This is a genomic window from Lentzea sp. NPDC058450 (assembly GCF_042721395.1).
Lineage (GTDB): Bacteria > Actinomycetota > Actinomycetes > Mycobacteriales > Pseudonocardiaceae > Lentzea.
The window spans coordinates 124,984-147,525 of the sequence record NZ_JBHXLO010000010.1 but is presented as its reverse complement, the minus strand read 5'-3'; the positions used below and the strand labels follow the sequence as shown (position 1 = coordinate 147,525).

The window sequence follows — 22,542 nt, the reverse complement described above, 5'->3', positions numbered from 1 at the left end:
CTCCGCGACGAGGGCTGGTTCCGGTTCCTGCGCGCACCCCGCGACCTGGACGCGCTGGCCGAGTTCGCCGGCCTGCCCGCCGACCGCGTCCGCGACGTCGTCGGCGTGCTGCGTCGCCGGGTCCACGCTCTCGCTGCTGACCGCGCACCCGCACATGCGCGCCACCGCGATCGAGCTGCTGCCGGCCGTGGCGAAGGAGGCCCAGCGGACCGCCGACCGCCTCGGCGTCGCCGACCGCGTCGACATCCGTGCCGAGGACGCCCGGGACTTCGCCGAGCGCGATGCGTTCGCCGTCGCGTTCTGGGCTCAGCCGTTCTTCCCGGCCGGCACCAGGCAGGCCACGCTCGCGATGATCCTGGGCGCGCTCGAGCCCGGCGGCCGGCTGCTGATGCAGGAGTGGGAGGCCGAGCCCGAGGACGACAAGGGCGCCTTCACGCTGCGCGCGTTCGTGCACCGGGGGTGGGGCGTGCCGTTCGGCAGGTCCGCCGAGGAGCTGAAAGCCGAGGCCGAGGAGGCGGGGTTCGAGTTCGTCCGCATCGGCGTTTCCGCGTTCGGGCGTTATGTCGTGATGCGCAAGGCCTGAGGACCGACGGTGATCGGACGGCTCCCGTGAGGTGGCCGAATCGTGACCGTGAACGCCGCGAAACGCGGACGTAACACCGTCGGACCCTTAGTTCACCTCCGCGAAACGTTGGGCGCGGACGGGTGAAACAGGACATCTCGATGCTCCCTGCAACCGACGTGCAGTGGAGGTCGAAGTGGATACAGGGGACACCGCCTGGGTGCTCACCAGCGCCGCCTTGGTGCTGCTGATGACGCCGGGCCTTGCCTTCTTCTACGGAGGCATGGTCCGTTCGAAGAGCGTGCTCAACATGATGATGATGAGCCTGGGCGCGATGGCCGTGGTCGGTGTCCTGTGGGTGCTGTACGGGTACTCGACGGCATTCGGCGCGGACGTCGGCGGAGGCCTGCTCGGCAAGCCGTTCGAGTTCTTCGGCCTCGACGGGCTGCTGGGCGCGGACTCGTTGTTCGGCAAGATCCCCACGACGGCGTTCGTGGCGTTCCAGGCGATGTTCGCGATCATCACGGTCGCGCTGATCTCCGGCGCCATCGCTGACCGCGCGCGCTTCGGCCCGTGGCTGCTGTTCGCGGGTCTGTGGGCCACGATCGTGTACTTCCCGGTCGCGCACTGGGTGTTCGACTTCGACGGCAAGGACGAGGCCGGCAACGTCATCGACCCCGGTGGCTGGATCGCCAACAAGCTCCTCGCGATCGACTTCGCCGGTGGCACCGCGGTGCACATCAACGCCGGTGCGGCGGGTCTCGCGCTCGCGATCGTGCTCGGCAAGCGCGTCGGCTGGCCCAAGGAGCCGATGAAGCCGCACAGCCTGCCGCTGGTCGTGCTCGGCGCCGGTCTGCTGTGGTTCGGCTGGTTCGGGTTCAACGCCGGTTCCGCCCTGGGCGCCAACGGCACCGCGGGCGTCACGTTCGTCAACACCATCGTCGCCACCTGCGCCGCGATGCTCGGCTGGCTGCTGACCGAGCGCATCCGCGACGGCAAGGCCACCACCCTCGGTGCCGCGTCGGGCATCATCGCCGGTCTGGTCGCCATCACGCCCGCCTGTTCCGCGGTCACCCCGATCGGCGCCATCGCGATCGGCGCGATCACCGGTGTGCTGTGCGCTCTCGCCGTGTCGCTGAAGTACCGCTTCGGCTTCGACGACTCGCTCGACGTCGTCGGCGTGCACCTCGTCGGTGGCCTGTCCGGCACGATCCTGATCGGCCTGTTCGCCAGCGAGGCGGCGCCGGCCAAGGTCAACGGCCTGTTCTACGGCGGCGGCTTCGACCAGCTGTGGCGCCAGGCGGTCGGCGCGTTCGCGGTGCTCGGCTACTCGTTCGTGCTGAGCCTCGCCCTCGGTTACCTGGTGAAGTTCACCGTCGGGTTCCGCGCCTCGGAAGAGGCTGAGGTCGCGAGCATCGACGAGTCGGAGCACGCTGAGCGCGCGTACGAGTACGGCAGCCTGACCAGCGCTCGGGGCGTCGGCAAGCCGAGCGTGGCCGCGGGTGCGACCGCGGTCCTTGAGGGGAGCAACAAGTCATGAAGCTGGTCACCGCGATCATCAAGCCGTTCACGCTCGACGACGTGAAGAGCGCCCTCGAACAGCTCGGGGTGCTGGGCATGACCGTCAGCGAGGTGCAGGGCTACGGCCGCCAGAAGGGCCACACCGAGGTCTACCGCGGCGCCGAGTACTCGGTGGACTTCGTGCCCAAGATCAAGATCGAGGTCGTCATCGACGACACCGCAGTCGAGAAGGTGCTGGAAGCGGTCGTGGAGGCCGCCCGCACCGGCAAGATCGGCGACGGGAAGGTCTGGGTCACTTCGGTCGACACGGTCGTGCGCGTGCGCACGGGCGAACGTGGATCGGACGCGCTGTAACTGCATAGGAGACGGTCCGTGGAGAACAACGAAACGGCCGTCGTCACGGCTGACGACCTGGTGCGAGCACGCGAAAGGCTGCTCGTGCCAGGTCGTCGTCGCTTGACCGCCGAACCTCTGCGCGAAGCACTCGTGGACCTGCACGAGTTCTGGCTCACCAAGCACGCGGGGGCAGCAGGGATATCCGGATCGGGTATCGCGCTGGTGGCGGTCGGTGGGCTGGGGCGGCGTGAGCTCGTGCCCTACTCCGACCTCGATCTCGTTCTGGTGCACAACGGCGTCAAGCACGTCGACGAGATCGCCGAGAAGCTCTGGTACCCGCTCTGGAACTCGGGAATCGGCCTCGACCACTCCGTCCGCACGGTCGGTGAGGCGTTGAGGGTGGCGGCGGGAGACCTGCGCACCGCGTTGGGACTGCTGGACATCCGGCACGTCGCCGGCGACCCCGAGGTGACGCAGAAGCTCGCGGACGGCGCCAAGCAGGCGTGGCGGGCCAACGTCCGCAACAGGCTGGACGAGATGGCCGAGTCGGCGCAGAAGCGCTGGGCCCGCAGCGGCGAGATCGCACACCGCGTCGAACCCGACCTGAAGCACGGCCGCGGCGGGTTGCGGGACATCACGATCCTGGACGCGCTGTCGGTCGCGCAGGTCGTGGACAGACCGTCCGCCGACGTGGACGAAGCCCGCCGGTTGTTGCTGGACGTGCGCACCGAACTTCGGCGTGTGGCACGGAAACCGCGCGACGTGCTGCGCGCGCAAGACGGCGACGAGGTGGCGTCCGCGCTGGGGTTGCAGGACCGCTTCGCTCTCGCCCGTTCGCTGTCCTCCGCCGCACGCACCGTCGTCTACGCGTTCGACGTCGCGATGCGCGGAGCCCGTGCCGCCGCACCGAAACGCGGCCTGGGGGCCTTCCTGCGCGGCCAGCCCGCGCGCAGACCGTTGGACGAAGGCGTTGTGCTGCACGGTTCCGAGGTGTCCCTCGCCCGTGACGCCATTCCCAGCCGTGATCCGGCGTTGTTGTTGCGTGTGGCGACGGCGGCCGCACGCAGCAAGCACCCGATCGCGAACGGAACGCTGACGCGGCTGGCGGACTCCGCACCCGAACTGCGCCAGCCCTGGCCCCGCGAGGCCCGCGAAGAACTGCTGGCGTTGCTGGGCAGCGGAAACGGCCTGGTGGACGTCGTGGAGGCGCTGGACCGCACGGGCTTGTGGGGCAGGCTCTTCCCGGAGTGGGGCGCGGTCCGCGACCTCCCGCCCCGCGACGCCGCGCACATGTGGACCGTGGACCGCCACCTGGTGCAGACGGTGGCGCACGCGGCGAGGCTGGCCACCACAGTCGCACGGCCAGACCTGCTGCTCCTGGGTGCGTTGATCCACGACATCGGCAAGGGACGCCAGCAGGACCACTCCGAGGTGGGCGCCGCCCTGGCCACCCAGATCGGCGAACGCATCGGCCTGTGGCCGCAGGACGTGGAGACGCTGTCGATGATGGTCCGCCATCATCTTCTGTTGCCGCACACGGCGACTCGTCGTGACGTCGAGGACGAGGCAACAGTGCACCGCGTGGTGGAGACGCTGGGCGGTGACGCGGTTCTGTTGGAACTGCTGCACGCACTGGCCGAGTCGGACTCCATCGCCACGGGACCGGGCGTGTGGACGGACTGGAAGGCCGCGCTGATGACCGACCTGGTCAAGCGCTGCCGCACGGCGATGGCGGGGGAGGCGTTGCCCAAACCCGAACCACTCGACCCCGAGCACGTGCAGATGGCAGAACGCGTCGCCACGTCGGGCAAACCCGACGTGCTGCTGGAGAAGCAGGACCACGCCGCGATCGTCACGGTGCTAGCACCAGACCGTCCAGGCGTCCTCTCCAAGGCAGCCGGCGTCCTGGCACTCAACTCTCTAGAGGTGCACGCTGCAACGTTGCGCTCACACGGCGGCGCGACAGTGGACGCGTTCACGGTGTCACCAAGATTCGGCTCACTACCGGACGCCAAGCTCCTGCGCGAGCAGTTGACCAGAGCGATCGAGGGCTCCCTGCCGCTGGCGGACAAACTGGCAGCCAAGGAACGCGACTACGGCGGCCCACCCCTCGACCCGCCCCCGGCCCGCGTCCTGTGGTTCGACGACGAGGCGACCGGCGCCGTGGTGCTGGAACTCCGCGCCGCCGACCGAATCGGCCTGCTGCACCGCGTGGCGGGCGCACTGGAGCAATGCGGCGCCGACGTGCAATGGGCGCGAGTCTCGACGCTGGGCGCGACAGTCGTGGACTCGTTCAGCATCGCGGGCGAGGACCTCGACAAGCGCCGGATCGAACGGGCGGTGCTCGACGCGGCCAGGTAGAGGTTGAGTAGCTCTACGCACAACCTCTCCGGGTGCTCACGCTCCTGCGCACGTCCGAGAACCGGCAGGCTTCGTGGTGTCCGGAAAGCGTCTTCGAGGGGTAGATCGCTTGCCGGACGGGCAGGCCGGCCGGGGTCCGGCGGGAGGTGACGGGTGACGGCGCCGGGGGAGGTACCGCGCACCCGTTCCACCACCGCCACTCCGGCCGGTGTCGCCCATCCCGGCCGCTCCGACGGGAGCCGCTAAGGCCGCCGCCGCTCCGCTCGTGTCGCACGCACGCGGTGCCGCCGCCACCCTTGCCGTGCGGTGCGTACGCGCGGCTGCCGCCACTCTCGCCGTGCCATGTGAACGTGCGGTTGTCGTCGCTCTCGTCGTGTCGTGTGCACGCGCGCCTGCCGCCAGTCCGGCGGTGTTGCGCGCACGCATGGCCGCCGCCGTTCCGGTCGTGTCATGCGGACGTGTGGCCGCCGCCGCTCTTGCCGTGCCACCCAATCCCGTCACCACCTCCCGCCGCGCCCCCAACCCTGCGGCCCCGCCACCCAGCCTCTGGGCACCCACCCTGGCCGGCTCCCCTCAACCACCCCGCCTCCGGCCGCCTCAACCCCCTGCCGCCCCACCCCATACCCCCTGAATCCAAGAGAACCCTGTGCATTTCGCCCGAAATCGGACCAAACTGAACGAGAAGGATGGTCAAGACGTCTTCTAGGACATGACCGCCGTGTTGAACACGCAGACCGCAGTCGTCCGAGTGCCGAAGCGCTCGCTCGTAGTCCTCGCCGGCATCCCGGGCGCGGGCAAGACGACGCTGCTCGGCCGGCTCGACGCGGACGAACCGGTCACCGTCCTCGACTCCGACCAGGTCCGCACCTGGCTGGAGCCACGCATCCCGCTCCCGTACAAGTACTGGCGCGTGTTCGTGCACCTCACCCACCGGATGCGCGTCTTCTGGGCCTCCCTGTTCTCCAGGGGCCTGCTGGTCGTCCACGAGCCGTCCACCCGCCCCGGGACGCGGTTCATGCTCCTGCTCGCCGGTCTCAGCTCGGGCCGCACCCGGCACTTCCTCTGGCTCGACGCCTCGGCCGCCCAGGCCCTCGACGGGCAGATCGCCCGCAAGCGCGTGGTCCGCACCCACGCGTTCGAACGCCACGTGCGGCGCGGCACGTCGATGCGCGCGCAGTTCGAGGCGGGCTGGGTGCCGTTCGGATTCAGCGGCGTGACGCTCCTCACCCGTGCGGGAACCTCGGGTGGTCTGCGCATCATGGTGTCGTGATCAAGGCCGTCCTCTTCGACTTCGCGGGCACCCTCTTCGGGCGCCCGACCCACCCGTGGCTGTCGGCGCGGCACCTCCAGGTGCTGCGCGCCCCGGCGCCGTTCGTGGCGCGGATGAACGCGGCGGAACGCGCTGTCTGGGACGCCCGCGACCTCACCGCGCTGGCCAACCGCTCGGCCTACTGGAACCTGTTTCGGCTGGCAGGACTCACGATGACCGACGACATCTTCCAGCGGCTGCACAACCCGGCGTTCTGGCTGCCGTACGCCGACACGAAGGCCGCGCTCGACGTCGCCAGGCCGCTCAAGGTCGGGGTCCTGAGCAACGTCTCCTGGAACATCCGCACCCTGTTCCGAAGAGAACAACTGGACGTCGACGCGTTCCTGCTGTCCTACGAGATCGGCGTCTCGAAGCCCTCCGCGAGGGCCTTCGAGGCCGCCTGCGTGCGCTTCGACGTTAGCCCGGAAGAGTGTTTGTTCGTCGGCGACGACCCGGTGTCCGACGGCGCCGCGACCAAGGCCGGGCTGAACTTCGCGCAGATCACCACGGCCCCGGTCGGCCGCCGCGAACCGGTGCTGCTGGAGGCGCTCGCGAAGCACGGCATCAACTGAGCCGCAGCCGTGCCTCCCACAGCGGGTCCTCGCCGCCCGACAACGGGTGCCGGAACCCGTCGGAGACGTTCCAGTACCGCACGGTCCCGTCCAGCGACCCCGTCACCGCCGCGCCGAACGGCGACCACAGCGCGGCGGTGACCGAGTCGTCGTGCCCTATCAACGCCGTGCGCTGCCCGCCGGTGTACGGGTCCCAGACGCGGGCCGTGCGGTCCTTGGACCCGGTCAGCAGGCTGCGGCCGTCCGGCGACCACGCCAGGGCGTTGATCTCGTTCGCATGCCCGCGCAGTTCACCCACCTCGGTCAGCGAGCCGTCCATCCGCAGCAGCACCACCGAGCCGTCCGTGCAGCCCACGGCCAGCAGATCGGTGTCCGGATGCCACGCGGCGGAGGTGAAGCGCTTGCCCTTGCCGAACGTGCACAGCGTCCGGTCCAGCGAGTTCACCGTGATCAGGTCGTCCTCCCCGGCGACCGCGAACACCCGCCGGTTCCGGTGCCACGACACCGCGCGCAGCACCCCGGAGTGCCGGGCCCACGAACCAGCGCCAAGAGGGTTCCCGGACCGGTCGTAGAGCCGCGGCGACCAGTCCCGGTCGCGCGAGACCACGGCCAGGACGCCGCCGTCCGACGACCAGCGCACGTCCGTGATCGCGTCCGTCGAGTCGGTCAGCCGCCGCACCTCGGTGGTGAGGCCGTCGGTGATCGACACCGACCCGTCGGTGCAGCCGATCGCGAGCCGCCCGCCGTCCGCCGACCACGCCACCGCCTCCGGCCAGCCGTCGTAGAACTTGCCGCCGACGGGGTTGTAGCCGTAGCCCGCGAACGGCCGTGGCTCGACCAACAGGTGGCCCACCGTCAGTTCGTCGTGGCGCGGACTCCACGCCAACGCGCGCACCGGGTGCTCCACGTCGATCGAGTTGTTCTCGTCGGGTTCGGAGCCGATCTTCCACGTGCGGTGCGTGCCGTCGTCGGAGACCGTCGCCAGCCGGTCACCCTCGTGCGACCACGCCACGTCGCACACGTCGCGCTGGTGGCCGCGCAGGCACAACAGGTCGGCGCCGGAGTCGGCGTCCCAGATCCGCACGGTGCCGTCGGCCGACGCGGTGGCGATCCGCGACCCGCCCGGCGACCACGCCACCCGGTGCACCTGGTCGAGGTGCCCGGTCAGGTCCCGTTGCCCGCGAGCGTGGTTCACGACGGCCTTCGCGTCCGGGCCACCGCTCACGAACACCCGAGGCCGCAACGGGTGGAAGCGCACCGACCGCACCGCCGACGACGCCACCTGCACGGTCGTGCGTCGCGGTCCGCCGGGTTTGCGCAGGTCGATCATGCCGTCGTCGCGCGCGCTCGCGACCAGGTTGTTGGAGGCGATGTCGGCGTCCCACAACGGCACCGGCTTGCCCAGCTTGTCGAGGTTCTCGATCTCGTCGACCGGGCTGTGGCCGCCGTCGACCTCCCACAGGTACGCGACGCCGTTCTCGCACGCGACCAGCACGCGGCTGCCGTCGGTGTCGAAGCGCACGGACCGGGGGCGGTGCCGCAGCGGGATCACGCGGATCTCCTGCTGCGTCCACGCCGACCACAGCCGCAGCGTGAGGTCGGTGGAGACGGACGCGATCACGTCGCCCTTGGGGGACCAGGCGACCGAGCGCACCCAGCCGGGCCCGTCGCCGTGGTGCTCCTGGCCGTGCGTGAAGACGTGCAGGCAGGAGCCCGTCTCCGCGTCCCACAGCCGGACCGTGCCGTCCTTCGAGCCGGTGACGACCGTGGTGTCGTCCGGGGACCAGTCGACGCCCCAGATGCCGCCGGAGTGACCCGTGAACGAGCGGTGCAGGTGCGTCGCGGCGATGGCGCGCAACAGGCTTTGCCGCCAGCCCGTGAGGTCTGGCGCGTGCAGCAGTAACCGCACGGCGTCGTCGTCTCCGGCGAGAGCGCGCAGCACCTCGTCGGGGTTGAGCCGGTCGGAGCGGTGCACCTCGTCGTTCATCCGCTGCTGCAACGACTGCCGCAGCAGCTGCATCGCGTTGCCGGAGAAGTGCAGTCCTGCCAACGTTTCTTCGAGTTCGGGCCAGCGGTTGTCGTTTGGCGCCAACACGTTCAGCAGTGAGGAGAGCCGGGACGGCGCGATGACCTGGTCGGGGTGCTTGACCCAGTCCTCGGCGATGTCCTCGACCTCACGCCGGGCGCGCAGGCCGACGTGGTCGCGTTCGAGCTCTTCCTGGAGCTGGGGCCAGTGCAGGAACAGGCTCTCGTGCGCGACCTCGATGGTCTGGCGCATCGCCGTGAGCACGCGGTTGCTGATGAACGGGTCCAGCAGCCTGCGGTCCTCCGGAGGGACCTCGTCCATCGCGAGCGCCCGGCGGGTGAACTTGCCCGACTCGTCCACCGCGACCAGCCGGCGCAACGTCCGCAGCACCCGTCGTTCGGCCTCGACGATCGGCGGCCACGAGCCGTCCGCGTTGCGCACGAGGTCGCGGGCCATCGCGAACGCCTCGTCGGCCTGCCTTCGCAGCACGTCCATCACACGGCCAGACGCCATGTACTCAGCGCGTGTGATGGGCCTCGGCGTGCGTTTGCCATCGGGGTTCACGTGCCGCCACAGGTTTTCCAGCGCGAACGCCAGCAGCGGCAACGACTCGCGGCTCGCGTCTTCTTGAATCAAACCCAACGCGGAGTCGTCGACGTTCCAGCCGAAGGAACGCAACGGGCCGTTGACGACCATCGGGATTTCGGCCTTCGTCAACGGCGTTACCAGGAAATCGTCGCGTAAGAGAGGTGCGAAGTCCTCGCGCCGCATGAGCTCATCGAGGAAATCCGCGCGAACCGTGTACACGACCCATGCCTCGCCACGGCTTGCTGCCACGAGTCTGCGCACTAAATCCGCAGACTCGCCCATTAAGAGCTCTTCCGCCTGGTCGAGCACGACGACTCTGCGGCCCGGTCCCGTGATCTCCGGCAGGACGCCCTGCGACGGCGTGACCGGACCGATGATCGTCCACCCCTCCCGTCGGAGGAGAGGGATCAGACCGGCGCGGACCAGCGACGACTTGCCGGCGCCGGACGGTCCGATGACCGCCATCGCGCCGTGCGTGCGGCGACCGAGCAACGGCTCCGCGAGCCGTTGGACGTCGTCGTCGCGTCCAAAGAAGAGGGACGCCTGGTGCTCGTCGAACGCCTTGAGACCGGGGAACGGTGACGAGAGAGGTGCCGCCTTGGTGACGCCCGCGTGTTCGAGGACCTTGAGAGCGGTATCGCGCGCCGCGGCCAGTGAATCGGGAGAGGTGGCATCGACGCGTTGGGCCTGGAGGTCGTTGAGGACCGCACGATTCTGCGACCGCGCACTGAAGAACTCGACGCACGGCGAATGCGGCTTGCGCTCGCGGAACACGGACGACTCCCAGATGCACCACTCCGAGAACGAGCCGGGCGACGTCACGACGATCAGGGCGTCGGCGCCCAGCAGCTCCCGCCGCAGGCTGTCCTTCCAGGGCAGTGACACGTCGGGTCCGGAACCGGGCGCGGTGTAGGCGTGCACGTCCTCGAAACCCGCGGCCAGCAGGGCGTCGCGCAGGTACAGCGCGATCTCGCCGCCCTCGTCGTGCCCGTGGTAGCTGAGGAAGATTCGCCCCATGAGCTGCATCCTGCATCACGAGCTGGGGAGGCACACCGGGCCGGACGACGTGAACGGCTAGTGTGGAGGGCGTGTTCTCCACGCTTTCCGACCGGCTGACCACGGTTCTCCAGGGCCTTCGCGGCAAGGGCCGGCTCAGCGACGCCGACATCGACGCGACCGCCCGCGAGATCAGGGTCGCCCTGCTCGAGGCCGACGTCGCGCTGCCCGTCGTCCGCAACTTCATCGCGAAGGTGAAGGAACGGGCCAAGGGCGCCGAGGTCCACCAGGCGCTGAACCCGGCGCAGCAGGTCGTGAAGATCGTCAACGAGGAGCTCGTCAACGTCCTCGGCGGCGAGACCCGGCGGCTGAACCTCGCCAAGAACCCGCCGTCCGTGATCATGCTCGCGGGTCTGCAGGGTGCCGGTAAGACGACGCTCGCCGGCAAGCTGGCGCGCTGGCTGAAGAGCCAGGGCCACACGCCGCTGCTCGTCGCGGCCGACCTGCAGCGCCCGAACGCGGTGACGCAGCTCCAGGTCGTCGGTGAGCGCGCGGGCGTGCCCGTGTTCGCCCCCGAGCCCGGCAACGGCGTGGGCAACCCGGTCGAGGTCTCGCGCCGCGGTCTCGAAGAGGCCAAGGCCAAGCAGCACGACATCGTCCTCGTCGACACGGCCGGCCGGCTCGGTGTGGACGAAGAGATGATGAAGCAGGCCATCGACATCCGGGCCGCGGTCAACCCGGACGAGGTCCTGTTCGTGGTCGACGCCATGGTCGGTCAGGACGCGATCAACACCGCCACGGCGTTCCGCGACGGTGTCGGCTTCACCGGTGTCGTGCTCACCAAGCTCGACGGCGACGCCCGCGGTGGTGCGGCGCTGTCGGTCCGCGAGGTCACCGGCCAGCCGATCCTCTTCGCGTCCAACGGCGAGAAGCTCGAGGACTTCGACGTCTTCCACCCCGACCGGATGGCCTCGCGCATCCTCGGCATGGGCGACGTCCTCACGCTGATCGAGCAGGCCGAGCAGCACTTCGACCAGGAGCAGGCCGAGAAGGCCGCCGCGAAGCTGCACACCGGCCAGCTCACCCTTGAGGACTTCCTCGAGCAGATGCTCGCGATCCGCAAGATGGGCCCGATCGCGAACCTGCTCGGCATGCTGCCCGGCGCCGGGCAGATGAAGGACCAGCTCGGCATGCTGGACGAGAAGCACCTCGACCGCATCCAGGCGATCATCCGCGGCATGACCCCGGCCGAGCGCGACGACCCCAAGATCATCAACGGCTCCCGCCGCCTGCGCATCGCGAACGGCTCGGGCGTCAAGGTCAGCGACGTCAACGACCTGGTCACCCGCTTCTTCGAGGCCCGCAAGATGATGGCGTCGATGGCCGGCCGGATGGGCTTCGGCGGCGGTGGCGGCAGCAAGACCCGCAAGGGCAAGAAGGGGAAGAAGGGCAAGGGCGGCCGCGGCCCGACGCCCCCGAAGATGAAGGGCGGCTTCCCGCCCGGCATGTTCCCCGGCGGCATGCCCGGCATGCCCCCCGGCGGCGGCATGCCCAACATCCCCGGTCTCGGCGGCGGCATGAACGAGCTCCCGCCCGGCTTCGACCCGTCGAAGTTCAAGTTCGACGGGGACGACAAGAAGAAGTGACCATGCACCTGCGCGGCGTCGTCCTGCCCGACGGCGAGCCGCGAGACCTGTGGGTCGTCAACGGCCGGGTCCGCACCCGGCCGGTCCCGAACGCCCAGACGGTCGTGGACGGCGGCTTCCTCGTGCCGGGCCTCGTGGACGCGCACTGCCACGTGGGCCTGGGCCCGCAGGGCGGCGTGGAGCTGCCCGAGGCCGTCGAGCAGGCGCTGGAGGACCGCGCCGCGGGCACGTTGCTGATCCGCGACTGCGGCTCACCGATCGACACCCGCCCGTTGCAGGAGCGCCTGGACCTGCCGCGCATCGTCCGCGCGGGCAAGCACATCTCCAAGCCCAGGCGCTACATCCCGGGCATCAGCGTCGAGGTGGAGACGGACCTGGTCACCGCCGTGGCCGAACAGGCCGCCGACGGCGACGGCTGGGTGAAGCTCGTCGGCGACTGGATCGACCGCGGCGAGGGCGACCTCGCTCCACTGTGGACGGACGAGGAGCTGGAGCAGGCCATCAAGGTCGCGCACGCCGCCGGCGCCAAGGTCACGGCCCACGTGTTCGGCGAGGACGCGCTGCCCGGCCTGATCAACGCGGGCATCGACTGCATCGAGCACGGCACCGGCCTCACCGACGACACCATCGCGCTGATGGCCTCGCACGGCACGGCCCTCGTGCCCACGCTGATCAACATCGAGACGTTCCCCGGCATCGCCGAGAAGGCCGGCAAGTACCCGAAGTACGCCTCCCACATGCGTGACCTGCACGCCCGTGTGTCGCGCACGGTCGCTTCCGCCATCGAGGCCGGGATTCCCGTCTACGCGGGCACCGATGCCGGTGGCGGCATCCGGCACGGGCGCATCGTCGACGAGATCGTCGCGTTGCACGGGGTGGGGATGAGCACGGTCGACGCCATCGGCGCGGCTTCGTGGAACGCCCGGGAGTGGCTCGGGTTCCCGTCGCTGACCGAGGGCGCGGCGGCGGACATCGTCGTGTACGACGAAGATCCGCGGGAGAACCTCGAGGTCCTCCGCTCGCCGCGCATGGTCATGCTCCGGGGCCGCATCCACTAGTGGTGCTGGGCGAAGGCCCCGACCTCGTAGTTGCCGCCCTTCTGCCGGGTGATCACGTTCAACCGGTTCGCGGCGTTGATCAGGCTGATCAGGCTGACCAGCGCGACCGTCTCCTCGTCGTCGAAGTGCTTGCGCACCGCCTCCCAGGTGTCGTCGCTGGTGCCCTGCGGCGTGAGCAGGGTGCCCTCCTCGGTGAGGGCGAGCGCGGCCCGTTCGGCGTCGGTGAAGACCGTCGTCTCGCGCCACCCGGCCACCAGGTGCAGGCGCAGCGGGTCCTCGCCGTTCGCGATGGCCTCCTTGACGTGCATGTCGAGGCAGAGGCCGCAGCCGTTGATCTGGCTGGCGCGCAGGCTGACCAGTTCGATCACGGTCTTGGGCAGCGTCGACTCGTGCAGCACGCCGTTGAGTCCCGCGAACCGCTTCGCGAGCTTGGCGCCGGTCTGGGTGGCGAAGAGGTTGATGCGCGGTTCCATTGGAGTTCCTCCCTCAGTGGCATTCCGATCGACCACGAGATGCCGGACCCGCGTGCCGCGTGACAGCGGCGGACTGTGATCCGGGCCACTGTCACAAGAGCCCGGCGTCTGGTGTCTTGTGACCATGGATGTCGCCACCGCCGAGTTCGTCAGCCACCGCAACCTGCTCTTCACGATCGCCTACGAGATGCTCGGCTCGGCCGCCGACGCCGAGGACGTGCTGCAGGAGACGTGGCTGCGGTGGTCCGGCGTCGAGCACGCGGCCGTGGAGAACCACCGCGCGTACCTCGTGCGGATCGTGACCCGGCAGGCCCTCGGGCGGTTGCGCACGCTCGGCCGGCGCAAGGAGTCCTACGTCGGGTCGTGGTTGCCGGAGCCGCTGCTGACCACTCCGGACGTCGCCGAGGACGTCGAACTCGCGGACAGCGTGTCGATGGCGATGATGCTCGTCCTGGAGACGCTCACGCCCACCGAGCGCGCGGTGTTCGTGCTGCGCGAGGTGTTCGGGCTGGAGTACGACGAGATCGCGTCCGCGGTGGACAAGAACGCCGCCGCCGTCCGGCAGATCGCCCACCGCGCCCGCTCGCACGTGGCCGCCCGCCGTCCCCGCGAGGTCGTCACGCAGGAGCAGTCCCGCGAGGCGATCGCCGCGTTCCAGCGCGCCACCGAAACGGGTGATCTGCAGGCGTTGCTCGACCTGCTCGCGCCCGACGTCGTGCTCCTCGGCGACGGCGGCGGCGTGAAGCAGGCGGTGCCGCGGCCGATCCTGGGCGCGGACAAGGTGGCGCGGCTCCTGGTCGGCGGACTGCTCAAGCACACCGGCTGGTCGATGGAACCCGCCCAGGTCAACGGCTACCCGGCGCTGGTCGTGCGGTTCGCCGGCGAACTCGACACGGTGATCGCGTTCCGAATGGAGGACGGCCTGATCAGCGGCCTGTACGCGGTGCGCAACCCCGCCAAGCTCACGCACATGGAGGAGCAGACGTCATTGCGCCGAGGGGTTTAGCGGCGGCGTCCGAACGCCGATCCAACCACCAGAACCAGGACATCCGGCGGGCACCCGATCTGACCATTTATTGACCAGGTGGTTGGACCGGATTCCGCCCTTGCCGCACAGTAACCTCGGATCTGGGGCCGGCGGCGTCGAGCGCGAGGTGGGCTGATCATGAGAGTGCTGTTGCTCCGCCGGCGGACGTGGCGTGACTAAATTGCAGAGTGTGAGTGAGCCGGAATCCGTGAAGCCGAGCAACGGCCTCATCGAGACGTTGCGGGACATCAGCCGCAACCCGGAGCCCGAGCGGGTGGGCCAGCGCTGGGGATTCGGCGCGTTCCTGCTGGTCGAGGCCGTCTTCATCCTGAGTGCCGTGTTCATCACGGCCGTGGGCGCGAGTTACGGCGCGACGCTCGAGTCGTCGCCGACGCTGGTGCTGGTCGGCTCGCTCGTGCCGATCATGCTCGCGGCCGGGCTCGCGATCGTGATCACGTACGTGCGCGGCAACGGGCCCGTGATCGACCTGCGGCTGAGCCTGACCAAAGCGGACGTCGTCTTCGGACTCAAGATCGGCGTCATCGGCCTGGTCTTCACCTACTTCGCCGCGTGGCTGTGGGGGACGATCGTCGGCAAGGACAACGCCACGAGCGCCATCGGCGAGCTCTTCAACCAGGCGAACCTCCCGCTGGCCGCGGCCATCACGATGTTCGTCTACATGAGCTTCATCGGGCCGATCTGCGAGGAGATCATCTTCCGCGGCCTGCTCTGGGGCGCCGTCGAACGGCAGGGCTGGAGCCGGTGGGCCGCGTTCGTGCTCACCACGGTGATCTTCGCGGTCAGCCACCTCGAACCGCAGCGCACGTGGCTGTTGCTGGTGATCGCCATCCCGATCGGCGTGGCCCGGCTGATCACCCGCAGCCTCGGGGCGAGCATCGTGGCGCACGTGCTGAACAACTTCCTGCCCGGCCTGTCCCTGCTCCTGCTCTCGGTCGGTGTCATCTGATGGACCTGAACAGCGACCTCGGCGAGGGCTTCGGCATCTGGAAGCTCGGCGACGACACCGCGTTGCTGGGCGTCATCAGCAGTGCGAACGTCGCGTGCGGGTTCCACGCCGGTGATCCGTCCACGATGCGTCGTGTGTGTGAGGAAGCCGCACGCAACGGCGTCCGCATCGGCGCGCAGGTGTCGTACCGCGACCTCGCCGGGTTCGGCCGCCGGTTCATCGACGCGGACCCCGTGGAGCTGGCCGACGAGGTGCTCTATCAGATCGGTGCGCTCGATGCGTGCGCACGAGCAGCAGGCACCGAGGTCGTCTACGTGAAGCCGCACGGCGCGCTGTACAACGCCACGGTGCATCACGCTCGACAAGCCGAAGCAGTCGTGAACGGCGTACGGGCGTTCAAGGACCTGCCGATCCTCGGACTGCCCGGCTCGCAGCTGTTGGAGAAGGCGTCCGCAGCCGGTCTGCGGGGCGTCCAGGAGGCGTTCGCGGACCGCGGCTACACGCCCGAGGGCACGCTGGTGCCGCGCAGCGAGCCCGGAGCGTTGCTCACCGACACCGCGCAGATCATCGAACGGGCGACCCGCCTGCTCGACGGCGAGATCGTGGCGGTCGACGGCACGGTGCTGAAGACGTCGGCGGAGTCGTTGTGCGTGCACGGCGACACGCCAGGTGCTGTGGCGCACGCGCGCGCTGTGCGGGAAGCGCTCGGGGCCGTCACGCCGTTCGCGTAGGACCCGATTCGGATCCACCGGCCCCCATCTGGCACAATTGCCCGCTGTCCGTCGTGGTCGGCCCCTCTGCCCGGGCCACGGCCGTGCGAACCATCAACACAGAGCTCTCGAGGAGTACCAGGCCAATGGCCGTCAAGATCAAGCTTCAGCGTCTCGGCAAGATCCGCCAGCCGTACTACCGCATCGTGGTCGCCGACGCGCGCACCCGTCGCGACGGCAAGGCCATCGAGACGATCGGCAAGTACCACCCCAAGGAAGAGCCGTCGTTCATCGCGGTCGACTCCGAGCGCGCGCAGTACTGGCTGGGTGTCGGCGCGCAGCCGACCGAGTCCGTCCAGCGCCTGCTGGAGATCACCGGTGACTGGCAGAAGTTCAAGGGCCTGCCGGGCACCGAGGGCACGCTCCGCGTCAAGGAGCCGAAGACCTCCAAGGCCGACCTGTTCGCCGCCGCGCTCGCCGCCGCGAACGAGGAGCCGATGACCGAGGCCACCACGCCGAAGGCGAAGAAGGCCAAGAAGGCCGACGACGCGCCCAAGGCTGACGCCGAGGCGCCCAAGGACGAGGCGTGAGTTTGTTGGCTGACGCCCTCGAACACCTCGTTCGCGGCATCGTCGACCACCCGGACGACGTCCGGGTGAACCTCGTCACGACCCGCCGCGGCCGCACCCTCGAGGTCCACGTCCACCCGGACGACCTCGGCAAGGTGATCGGTCGTGGCGGTCGCACCGCGACGGCCCTGCGCACCGTGATGGCCGGCATCGGCGGTCGTGGTGTGCGGGTCGACGTCGTCGACACCGACCGCTGAGAACGAGTTTCCAGGGCAAATGGACGTAGTTGTCGGCCGTGTGGCCAAGGCGCACGGGATCACCGGCGAACTCGCCGTTGACGTGCGCACTGACTCTCCCGAACTGCGCTTCGCGGTCGGGAAGACGATGCAAGCCAAGCTGCGTGACGGCACGTCCCGAAGCCTCACCGTGTCAGCCGCCCGGCCTCATGCCGGGCGGCTGCTCGTGCGTTTCGAGGAAGTCGTCACGCGCGACGTCGCCGAGGCGTTGCGCGGCACGTTGCTGCTGGGCAGCACCGACGACCTGCCGCCGACCGGCGACCCCGACGAGTTCTACGACCACGAGCTCGAAGGGCTCGCGGCCGAACTCGTCGACGGCACGAGGATCGGCACGGTCAAGGAGATCCTGCACGGACCGGGCGGTGAGCTGCTCGTGGTCATCCGTGACAAGGGCGAGGCGCTGATCCCGTTCGTGCGCGAGATCGTGCCCACCGTGGACGTGCGCGGCGGCCGTGTCGTGATCGACCCGCCAGAGGGTCTGCTCGATGCAGATTGACGTCGTCACGATCTTTCCGGAGTACCTCGCGCCGTTGCGCGCGGCGTTGCTCGGGAAGGCGATCGACCGCGGGCTGATCAGCGTCGGCGTGCACGACCTGCGCGACTGGACCGAGGACGTGCACAAGGCTGTCGACGACAGCCCGTACGGCGGCGGGCCGGGCATGGTCATGAAGGCCGACATCTGGGGTCCTGCCCTGGATGACGTGTGCACGGACGAGACGCGTCTCATCGTGCCCACGCCGGCCGGACGTCCGTTCACGCAGGCTTTGGCGCACGAGTACGCGGGTGAGTCGCACCTCGTCTTCGCGTGTGGTCGCTACGAGGGCATCGACCAGCGTGTGGTGGATGACGCTCGTCGGCGCGTGCGTGTCGATGAGGTGTCCATCGGCGACTACGTGCTCGTGGGCGGTGAGGTGGCGGTGCTCGCGATCGTGGAAGCGGTCGCACGCCTGCTGCCCGGCGTGCTCGGGAACCCGAAGTCGCACGCCGAGGACTCGTTCCAGGACGGGCTGCTCGAAGGGCCGAGCTACACGCGGCCGTTGGTGTGGCGCGACCTGGAGGTGCCGGACGTGCTGCGTTCCGGCAACCACAAGAAGATCGACCGCTGGCGGCGTGACCAGTCCCTCGTCAGGACCTTCGAACGGCGTCCTGACCTGCTGGAATCGTTGCCCGCGGATGCTTTCGACAAGCACGACCGCGCCCTGCTCACGCGCCTGCGCGAGGGCGGGGAGTAGCCCGATTTCGTTCCGGAAGGCCTGGTCTGGCACACTGGACCAGTTGCCGCAGCCGGTGTGACGTCGGCGTGCGCACACAAGCCGAACCCCCATCATGTCGTGCACAGCCATGGAACATGCTCTGGGTAGTTCAAGACACGTGAGGACCACCGATGAACATCCTGGACGCACTCGACGCCCAGTCGTTGCGCACTGACATCCCGACGTTCCGCGCGGGTGACACGCTGAAGGTTCACGTCCGCGTCATCGAGGGCTCGCGCGAGCGCGTCCAGGTGTTCCAGGGCGTCGTGATCCGTCGCCAGGGTGGCGGCATCCGCGAGACCTTCACCGTCCGCAAGGTCTCGTTCGGCGTCGGCGTCGAGCGCACCTTCCCGGTGCACTCCCCGAACATCGCCGAGATCGAGGTCGCCATCCGCGGTGACGTGCGTCGCGCCAAGCTGTACTACCTGCGCGACCTGCGCGGCAAGGCCGCCAAGATCAAGGAGAAGCGCGAGGCCAAGCCGGTCTCCTGATCGGTGGCATCGAGCCCAGAGGACTTGGAGGACGCCTCCGCACCGGACGAACCGGAGCGGGGGCGTACTCCTGTTTGGAGAGAAGTTCTCTACGTGGTGGTGACCGCCGTCGTGCTGACGGTGCTCATCCAGGCGTTCGTGGCGCGGGTCTACGTGATCCCCTCGGCGTCGATGGAAGCCACGCTGCACGGGTGCACCGGCTGCGAGAACGACCGCGTGCTGGTCGACAAGATCGTCTACCGGTTCGGCGACATCGCACCCGGCGAGGTGGTCGTGTTCCGCGGCCCCGAGGCGTGGACGACCACGGACTTCCGCACCCCGCCGTCGACCAATCCCGTCGCGGGTTTCGTGCGGAACATCGGTTCGTTGCTGGGCATCGCGCCCGCGAACGAACGTGACTTCGTGAAGCGCGTCATCGCGTTGCCCGGCCAGACCGTGATGTGTTGCGACGAGCAGCACCGTGTTGTTGTGGACGGCAAACCGCTCGACGAACCCTATGTGCATTGGCAGGCCGGAAGTTCGCCCGCCGACCACGAACCGTTCGATCCGGTGCGCGTGCCGGAGGGACGATTGTTCGTCATGGGGGACAACCGGATGAACTCCACCGACTCGCGCAAACAGGGCGGTGGGGGCGTAGCGGGCACGGTTCCGGTCGAAAACGTCATCGGGAAAGCTCGGTACGTCGTTTTCCCGAAAGATCGGTGGAGTGTTGTGTCGGATCACAACCCCCAGCCCCTAGGCTGATCTCGTGGTCGACGACGCTCCAGAGCAGAACCCGCCAGCCGACGAGCCCGGTTCGGACGCTTCGGACAAGCCAGCGAAGAAGCAGAAGAAAAAGGGCAACTTCTGGAAGGAACTGCCCGTCCTCATCCTGGTCGCGTTCGGCCTCGCGATCGGCATCCAGATCTTCCTGGGCCGCGTCTACATGATCCCGTCCGAGTCGATGGAGACGACGCTGCACGGGTGCACCGACTGCTACGGCGACAGGGTGCTCGTCGACAAGGTGACGTTCCGCTTCACGGATCCGGCGCCCGGCGACGTGATCGTGTTCCGCGGCCCGCCGTCGTGGCAGAACGACTTCATCTCCGACGAGCCGACCAACCCGGTCTCGCAGGCGTTGTCGTGGCTCGGCTCGCTGGTGGGGCTGCCGTCGGCGAACGAGGAGGACTTCGTCAAGCGCGTGATCGCCGTCGGCGGGCAGACCGTGAAGTGCTGCGACGAGCAGAACCGCGTGACGGTGGACGGCAAGCCGCTGGACGAGCCGTACAAGCACTACGATGAGGGCACGCCGGCCGAGCAGGAGTCGTTCGAGGAGCTCAAGATCCCGGACGGGATGCTGTTCGTGCTCGGCGACAACCGCAACCACTCGTGCGACTCGCGCTGCCAGGGCCAGGGCGGCCTGAACGGCCTGGTCCCGGTGGACGACGTGATCGGCAAGGCGCGCGTGATCGTGCTGCCGCCGTCGAGGTGGGGCGGGGTGTCCGACCACAACCCGCAGTCCGTCGCGATGAGCGCACCGGGATGGCAGGAGAGCGCCCCGCTGGGCCTCGGTATCGTCGGTGCGTGGCCGCTTCTGCTGCTCGGGCGTCGAGTGCGAGACCGATTCCGCCGATGACCATGCTGATGCCGCCTCGCGCGGTCGTGCGGGGCTCGTCGGGGAACTGGGCGCTCCAGAGCACGCTGGAGCGCCGGGGCCTGGGTCCGGTGGCCGGCGTGGACGAGGCGGGCCGAGGCCCGTGCGCGGGCCCGCTGGTGATCGCCGCGTGCGTCCTCCGACCGGGTGATGCCGCCCGCTTCGAGGGCCTCAACGACTCGAAGCTCATGACGGCCGCCGCGCGCGACCGGATGTACGACCTGGTCCTGAAGCGTGCACTCGATCACTCGATAGTGGTGGTTTCGCCCGCGGACATCGACTGGCTGGGCATCCACGTCATGAACATCGAGGGCATGCGCCGCGCCGTGGCGCAGATGGCGACGCACCCCGGCTACGTGCTGACCGACGGCTTCAAGGTCCCCGGCATGCCCGCACCGAACGTGGCCGTCCTCAAAGGCGACCAGGCAGCGGCGTGCGTGGCGGCGGCATCAGTGCTGGCCAAGGTCACGCGCGACCGAATCATGGCCGACCTGCACGCCCGGCACCCGGAGTACGGCTTCAACCTGCACAAGGGCTACTGCACACCAGAGCACACGGCAGCGTTGATGGAGCACGGCCCGTGTGCAGAGCATCGCTGGTCGTATGTAAATGTGGCAGCAGCGGCTGTCAAGCACGGTCTCGCCGCGCCGCACAGGGTGGCGCGCGGCACGACCGCGACCGCCGTGGTCCAGAATGATGCAGCCCCGGCTGACGCCGGGGAGCTCGCGACGAGGGAGGGCGCGGAGCAGATGACCCGCGCGGAGGCGTAATGAGTGCAGAGGATCTCGAGAAGTACGAGACCGAGATGGAACTGTCGCTGTACAAGGAGTACCGCGACATAGTCAGCCAGTTCTCGTTCGTCGTGGAGACCGAACGGCGTTTCTACCTGGCCAACTCGGTGGACGTGCAGGTGCGCAACGCCGACGGCGAGGTGTACTTCGAGGTGCGCATGTCGGACGCGTGGGTGTGGGACATGTACCGCCCCGCGAGGTTCGTCAAGAACGTTCGTGTCATCACGTTCAAGGACGTGAACGTGGAAGAGCTGGACAAGCCGGACCTCCGCCTGCCGGAAAGCGGCCCGTTCCCCAGCTGACAAGCCAACCCCGCCGCCCTCGCCCCCCGTACGCCGCTACGGGGAAGCGAGGGCGGCGCCATGTCACGCCCCACCTGGCACCGCCGTGCCCGGTCCAGCCGCACCACGCCAACCGTCTGCCCCGCCGCCGGCCACTCCGCCGCGCCTGACGGTGTCGCGCTGCCCAGCCCGGTCTCGTTGCCGCGCCTCATCTCACCGCCTCGTGCTGCGCTGTCTCACCACCGCGCTGCCTCGTGCCGAGCCGTCCCACGCCGAGCCTTCCGCCCTGCGCGCCGCAGCCAGCACCACGTCCCCCGTGCCTCGCCTTCTGTTCAATCACCCCGCCTCCGCCACCCGCACCGCGCGCTCGCCTAACCCCGCCGACCCTGGCCCCGCCCTGTGACTCGCCTCCCGCCTCCCGCCTCCCGCCTCCCGCCTCCCGCCTCCCACCTCCCGCACCCCGCACCCCGCACCCCGCACCCCGCACCCCGCACCCCGCACCCCGCACCCCGCACCCCGCACCCCGCACCCCGCACCCCGCACCCCGCCGAGGCCCTAGCACACCCCACCGACAATTCCGCCGTTCCAACATCCACAACGGCCGACTTGTCCACAGCCGCCGAGTTGTCCACAGATTCCCCGCGCCCCCACCGCACGCTCCTCCCAGCCCGGCAGTGTCGTCTCCAACGACCCGCAGGGAGGCGAGCACAGTGGCACTGGCCGAGACCAGGCAGCAGGAGAAGGGCAGACAGGGCGAGGACCTGGCGTGCAGGTACCTCGAAGGCCAGGGCCTCGTCGTCCTGTCCCGCAACTGGACCTGCCGCGACGGCGAGCTGGACGTGGTGGCCGTGGAGGACGGCCGCCTGGTCGTCTGCGAGGTCAAGACCAGGACCACCCCGCGCTGGGGCCGTCCCGACGAGGCCGTGGACCAGCGCAAGCTCTCCCGCCTGCGCCGGACAGCCCTCCGCTGGCTCGCCGCCCACCACGTCGGCTGGTGCGAGGTCCGCGTCGACCTGATCTCCATCACCTGGCCCACCACCGGCGAACCCACCCTGCAACACCTGCGGGGAGCCTGA

The 22,542-nt window shown here is 69.4% G+C and carries 22 protein-coding genes and 1 pseudogene; 21 read left to right on the top strand and 2 right to left on the bottom strand.

Translation table 11 applies throughout. From position 1 onward, the window contains the following. Positions 1-154 precede the first annotated feature (154 nt). From ACFWNN_RS18165 to ACFWNN_RS18140, 6 genes are all read left to right on the top strand, one after another. Positions 155-583 carry an SAM-dependent methyltransferase gene (locus ACFWNN_RS18165; RefSeq protein ID WP_382441070.1) on the top strand — a complete coding sequence of 143 codons (429 nt, stop codon included), beginning with the start codon at positions 155-157 and terminating at the stop codon, positions 581-583. 175 nt (positions 584-758) lie between these two features. Further along, entirely contained in the window at positions 759-2,102 is a 1,344-nt protein-coding gene (locus ACFWNN_RS18160) for an ammonium transporter (RefSeq protein WP_382441069.1), read from the top strand. Beyond that, positions 2,099-2,437, top strand: coding sequence for a P-II family nitrogen regulator (locus ACFWNN_RS18155; protein WP_253323279.1), 339 nt, complete (start codon positions 2,099-2,101; stop codon positions 2,435-2,437). The genes ACFWNN_RS18160 and ACFWNN_RS18155 overlap by 4 nt, the downstream gene beginning before the upstream one ends. An 18-nt stretch (positions 2,438-2,455) precedes the next feature. Then, positions 2,456-4,780, top strand: coding sequence for a [protein-PII] uridylyltransferase (locus tag ACFWNN_RS18150; RefSeq protein WP_382441068.1), 2,325 nt, complete (start codon positions 2,456-2,458; stop codon positions 4,778-4,780). A gap of 709 nt (positions 4,781-5,489) precedes the next feature. Continuing rightward, positions 5,490-6,050: an AAA family ATPase gene (locus ACFWNN_RS18145; protein WP_382441067.1), complete on the top strand. Its 561-nt coding sequence runs from the start codon at positions 5,490-5,492 to the stop codon at positions 6,048-6,050. Further along, positions 6,047-6,661 carry an HAD family hydrolase gene (locus ACFWNN_RS18140; RefSeq protein ID WP_382441066.1) on the top strand — a complete coding sequence of 205 codons (615 nt, stop codon included), beginning with the start codon at positions 6,047-6,049 and terminating at the stop codon, positions 6,659-6,661. Before ACFWNN_RS18145 ends, ACFWNN_RS18140 begins: the two co-directional genes overlap by 4 nt. Here the strand turns inward: ACFWNN_RS18140 and ACFWNN_RS18135 are convergent. Continuing rightward, complete coding sequence (locus ACFWNN_RS18135; RefSeq protein WP_382441065.1) at positions 6,654-10,292, bottom strand: hypothetical protein; 3,639 nt, start codon at positions 10,290-10,292, stop codon at positions 6,654-6,656. The two genes, ACFWNN_RS18140 and ACFWNN_RS18135, sit on opposite strands and share 8 nt — an antisense overlap. 71 nt (positions 10,293-10,363) lie before the next feature. Between ACFWNN_RS18135 and ffh the strand changes: the two genes are divergently transcribed. Together ffh and ACFWNN_RS18125 are read left to right on the top strand one after the other, a co-directional pair. Continuing rightward, positions 10,364-11,917 (top strand): signal recognition particle protein, encoded by a 1,554-nt coding sequence (gene ffh / locus ACFWNN_RS18130; protein WP_382441064.1) that lies wholly within the window; start codon positions 10,364-10,366, stop codon positions 11,915-11,917. A 2-nt stretch (positions 11,918-11,919) separates the two neighbouring features. After that, a complete protein-coding gene (locus ACFWNN_RS18125; RefSeq protein WP_382441154.1) occupies positions 11,920-12,975 on the top strand; it encodes an amidohydrolase family protein in 1,056 nt (351 codons plus the stop codon). Here the strand turns inward: ACFWNN_RS18125 and ACFWNN_RS18120 are convergent. Next, positions 12,972-13,448: a carboxymuconolactone decarboxylase family protein gene (locus tag ACFWNN_RS18120; RefSeq protein WP_382441063.1), complete on the bottom strand. Its 477-nt coding sequence runs from the start codon at positions 13,446-13,448 to the stop codon at positions 12,972-12,974. The two genes, ACFWNN_RS18125 and ACFWNN_RS18120, sit on opposite strands and share 4 nt — an antisense overlap. Positions 13,449-13,572: 124 nt before the next feature. On the opposite strand from ACFWNN_RS18120, the gene ACFWNN_RS18115 reads away from it, so the two are divergent. The 13 genes and pseudogenes from ACFWNN_RS18115 (at position 13,573) to ACFWNN_RS18055 (ending at position 22,542) form a co-directional block, all read left to right on the top strand. Next, on the top strand, positions 13,573-14,454 hold the full coding sequence (locus ACFWNN_RS18115) for an RNA polymerase sigma-70 factor (RefSeq protein WP_382441062.1): 882 nt from the start codon (positions 13,573-13,575) through the stop codon (positions 14,452-14,454). Between the two features lie 211 nt (positions 14,455-14,665). After that, a complete protein-coding gene (locus tag ACFWNN_RS18110; RefSeq protein WP_382441061.1) occupies positions 14,666-15,442 on the top strand; it encodes a CPBP family intramembrane glutamic endopeptidase in 777 nt (258 codons plus the stop codon). Further along, positions 15,442-16,173 carry a LamB/YcsF family protein gene (locus tag ACFWNN_RS18105; RefSeq protein WP_382441060.1) on the top strand — a complete coding sequence of 244 codons (732 nt, stop codon included), beginning with the start codon at positions 15,442-15,444 and terminating at the stop codon, positions 16,171-16,173. The genes ACFWNN_RS18110 and ACFWNN_RS18105 overlap by 1 nt, the downstream gene beginning before the upstream one ends. A 125-nt stretch (positions 16,174-16,298) precedes the next feature. Beyond that, positions 16,299-16,742: a 30S ribosomal protein S16 gene (gene rpsP, locus ACFWNN_RS18100; RefSeq protein ID WP_191303055.1), complete on the top strand. Its 444-nt coding sequence runs from the start codon at positions 16,299-16,301 to the stop codon at positions 16,740-16,742. Further along, positions 16,739-16,978: an RNA-binding protein gene (locus ACFWNN_RS18095; RefSeq protein ID WP_030468017.1), complete on the top strand. Its 240-nt coding sequence runs from the start codon at positions 16,739-16,741 to the stop codon at positions 16,976-16,978. The genes rpsP and ACFWNN_RS18095 overlap by 4 nt, the downstream gene beginning before the upstream one ends. Positions 16,979-16,997: 19 nt before the next feature. Then, positions 16,998-17,513: a ribosome maturation factor RimM gene (rimM, locus tag ACFWNN_RS18090; RefSeq protein ID WP_285645879.1), complete on the top strand. Its 516-nt coding sequence runs from the start codon at positions 16,998-17,000 to the stop codon at positions 17,511-17,513. Then, positions 17,503-18,249: a tRNA (guanosine(37)-N1)-methyltransferase TrmD gene (gene trmD, locus ACFWNN_RS18085; RefSeq protein WP_382441059.1), complete on the top strand. Its 747-nt coding sequence runs from the start codon at positions 17,503-17,505 to the stop codon at positions 18,247-18,249. The genes rimM and trmD overlap by 11 nt, the downstream gene beginning before the upstream one ends. Before the next feature lie 152 nt (positions 18,250-18,401). After that, on the top strand, positions 18,402-18,761 hold the full coding sequence (rplS, locus tag ACFWNN_RS18080) for a 50S ribosomal protein L19 (protein WP_382441058.1): 360 nt from the start codon (positions 18,402-18,404) through the stop codon (positions 18,759-18,761). Positions 18,762-18,785: 24 nt separating this feature from the next. After that, a pseudogene (gene lepB, locus ACFWNN_RS18075) lies at positions 18,786-19,493 on the top strand (signal peptidase I); the annotation flags it as partial. A 16-nt stretch (positions 19,494-19,509) separates the two neighbouring features. Next, on the top strand, positions 19,510-20,376 hold the full coding sequence (gene lepB / locus ACFWNN_RS18070; RefSeq protein ID WP_382441057.1) for a signal peptidase I: 867 nt from the start codon (positions 19,510-19,512) through the stop codon (positions 20,374-20,376). Then, a complete protein-coding gene (locus ACFWNN_RS18065) occupies positions 20,373-21,164 on the top strand; it encodes a ribonuclease HII (RefSeq protein ID WP_382441056.1) in 792 nt (263 codons plus the stop codon). The genes lepB (ACFWNN_RS18070) and ACFWNN_RS18065 overlap by 4 nt, the downstream gene beginning before the upstream one ends. Next, positions 21,164-21,487 (top strand): DUF2469 domain-containing protein, encoded by a 324-nt coding sequence (locus ACFWNN_RS18060; RefSeq protein ID WP_030479657.1) that lies wholly within the window; start codon positions 21,164-21,166, stop codon positions 21,485-21,487. The genes ACFWNN_RS18065 and ACFWNN_RS18060 overlap by 1 nt, the downstream gene beginning before the upstream one ends. 689 nt (positions 21,488-22,176) lie before the next feature. Then, positions 22,177-22,542, top strand: a complete 366-nt coding sequence (locus ACFWNN_RS18055) for a YraN family protein (protein WP_382441055.1) — start codon at positions 22,177-22,179, stop codon at positions 22,540-22,542.

Coding starts and splice junctions, on each gene's coding strand:
- ACFWNN_RS18165 (WP_382441070.1), top strand. CDS start 155: ATGCGCGCCACCGCGATCGAGCTGCTGCCGGCCGTGGCGAAGGAGGCC.
- ACFWNN_RS18155 (WP_253323279.1), top strand. CDS start 2,099: ATGAAGCTGGTCACCGCGATCATCAAGCCGTTCACGCTCGACGACGTG.
- ACFWNN_RS18145 (WP_382441067.1), top strand. CDS start 5,490: ATGACCGCCGTGTTGAACACGCAGACCGCAGTCGTCCGAGTGCCGAAG.
- ACFWNN_RS18135 (WP_382441065.1), bottom strand. CDS start 10,292: ATGGGGCGAATCTTCCTCAGCTACCACGGGCACGACGAGGGCGGCGAG.
- ACFWNN_RS18125 (WP_382441154.1), top strand. CDS start 11,920: ATGCACCTGCGCGGCGTCGTCCTGCCCGACGGCGAGCCGCGAGACCTG.
- ACFWNN_RS18120 (WP_382441063.1), bottom strand. CDS start 13,448: ATGGAACCGCGCATCAACCTCTTCGCCACCCAGACCGGCGCCAAGCTC.
- ACFWNN_RS18115 (WP_382441062.1), top strand. CDS start 13,573: ATGGATGTCGCCACCGCCGAGTTCGTCAGCCACCGCAACCTGCTCTTC.
- ACFWNN_RS18105 (WP_382441060.1), top strand. CDS start 15,442: ATGGACCTGAACAGCGACCTCGGCGAGGGCTTCGGCATCTGGAAGCTC.
- rpsP (WP_191303055.1), top strand. CDS start 16,299: ATGGCCGTCAAGATCAAGCTTCAGCGTCTCGGCAAGATCCGCCAGCCG.
- rimM (WP_285645879.1), top strand. CDS start 16,998: ATGGACGTAGTTGTCGGCCGTGTGGCCAAGGCGCACGGGATCACCGGC.
- trmD (WP_382441059.1), top strand. CDS start 17,503: ATGCAGATTGACGTCGTCACGATCTTTCCGGAGTACCTCGCGCCGTTG.
- rplS (WP_382441058.1), top strand. CDS start 18,402: ATGAACATCCTGGACGCACTCGACGCCCAGTCGTTGCGCACTGACATC.
- ACFWNN_RS18065 (WP_382441056.1), top strand. CDS start 20,373: ATGACCATGCTGATGCCGCCTCGCGCGGTCGTGCGGGGCTCGTCGGGG.
- ACFWNN_RS18060 (WP_030479657.1), top strand. CDS start 21,164: ATGAGTGCAGAGGATCTCGAGAAGTACGAGACCGAGATGGAACTGTCG.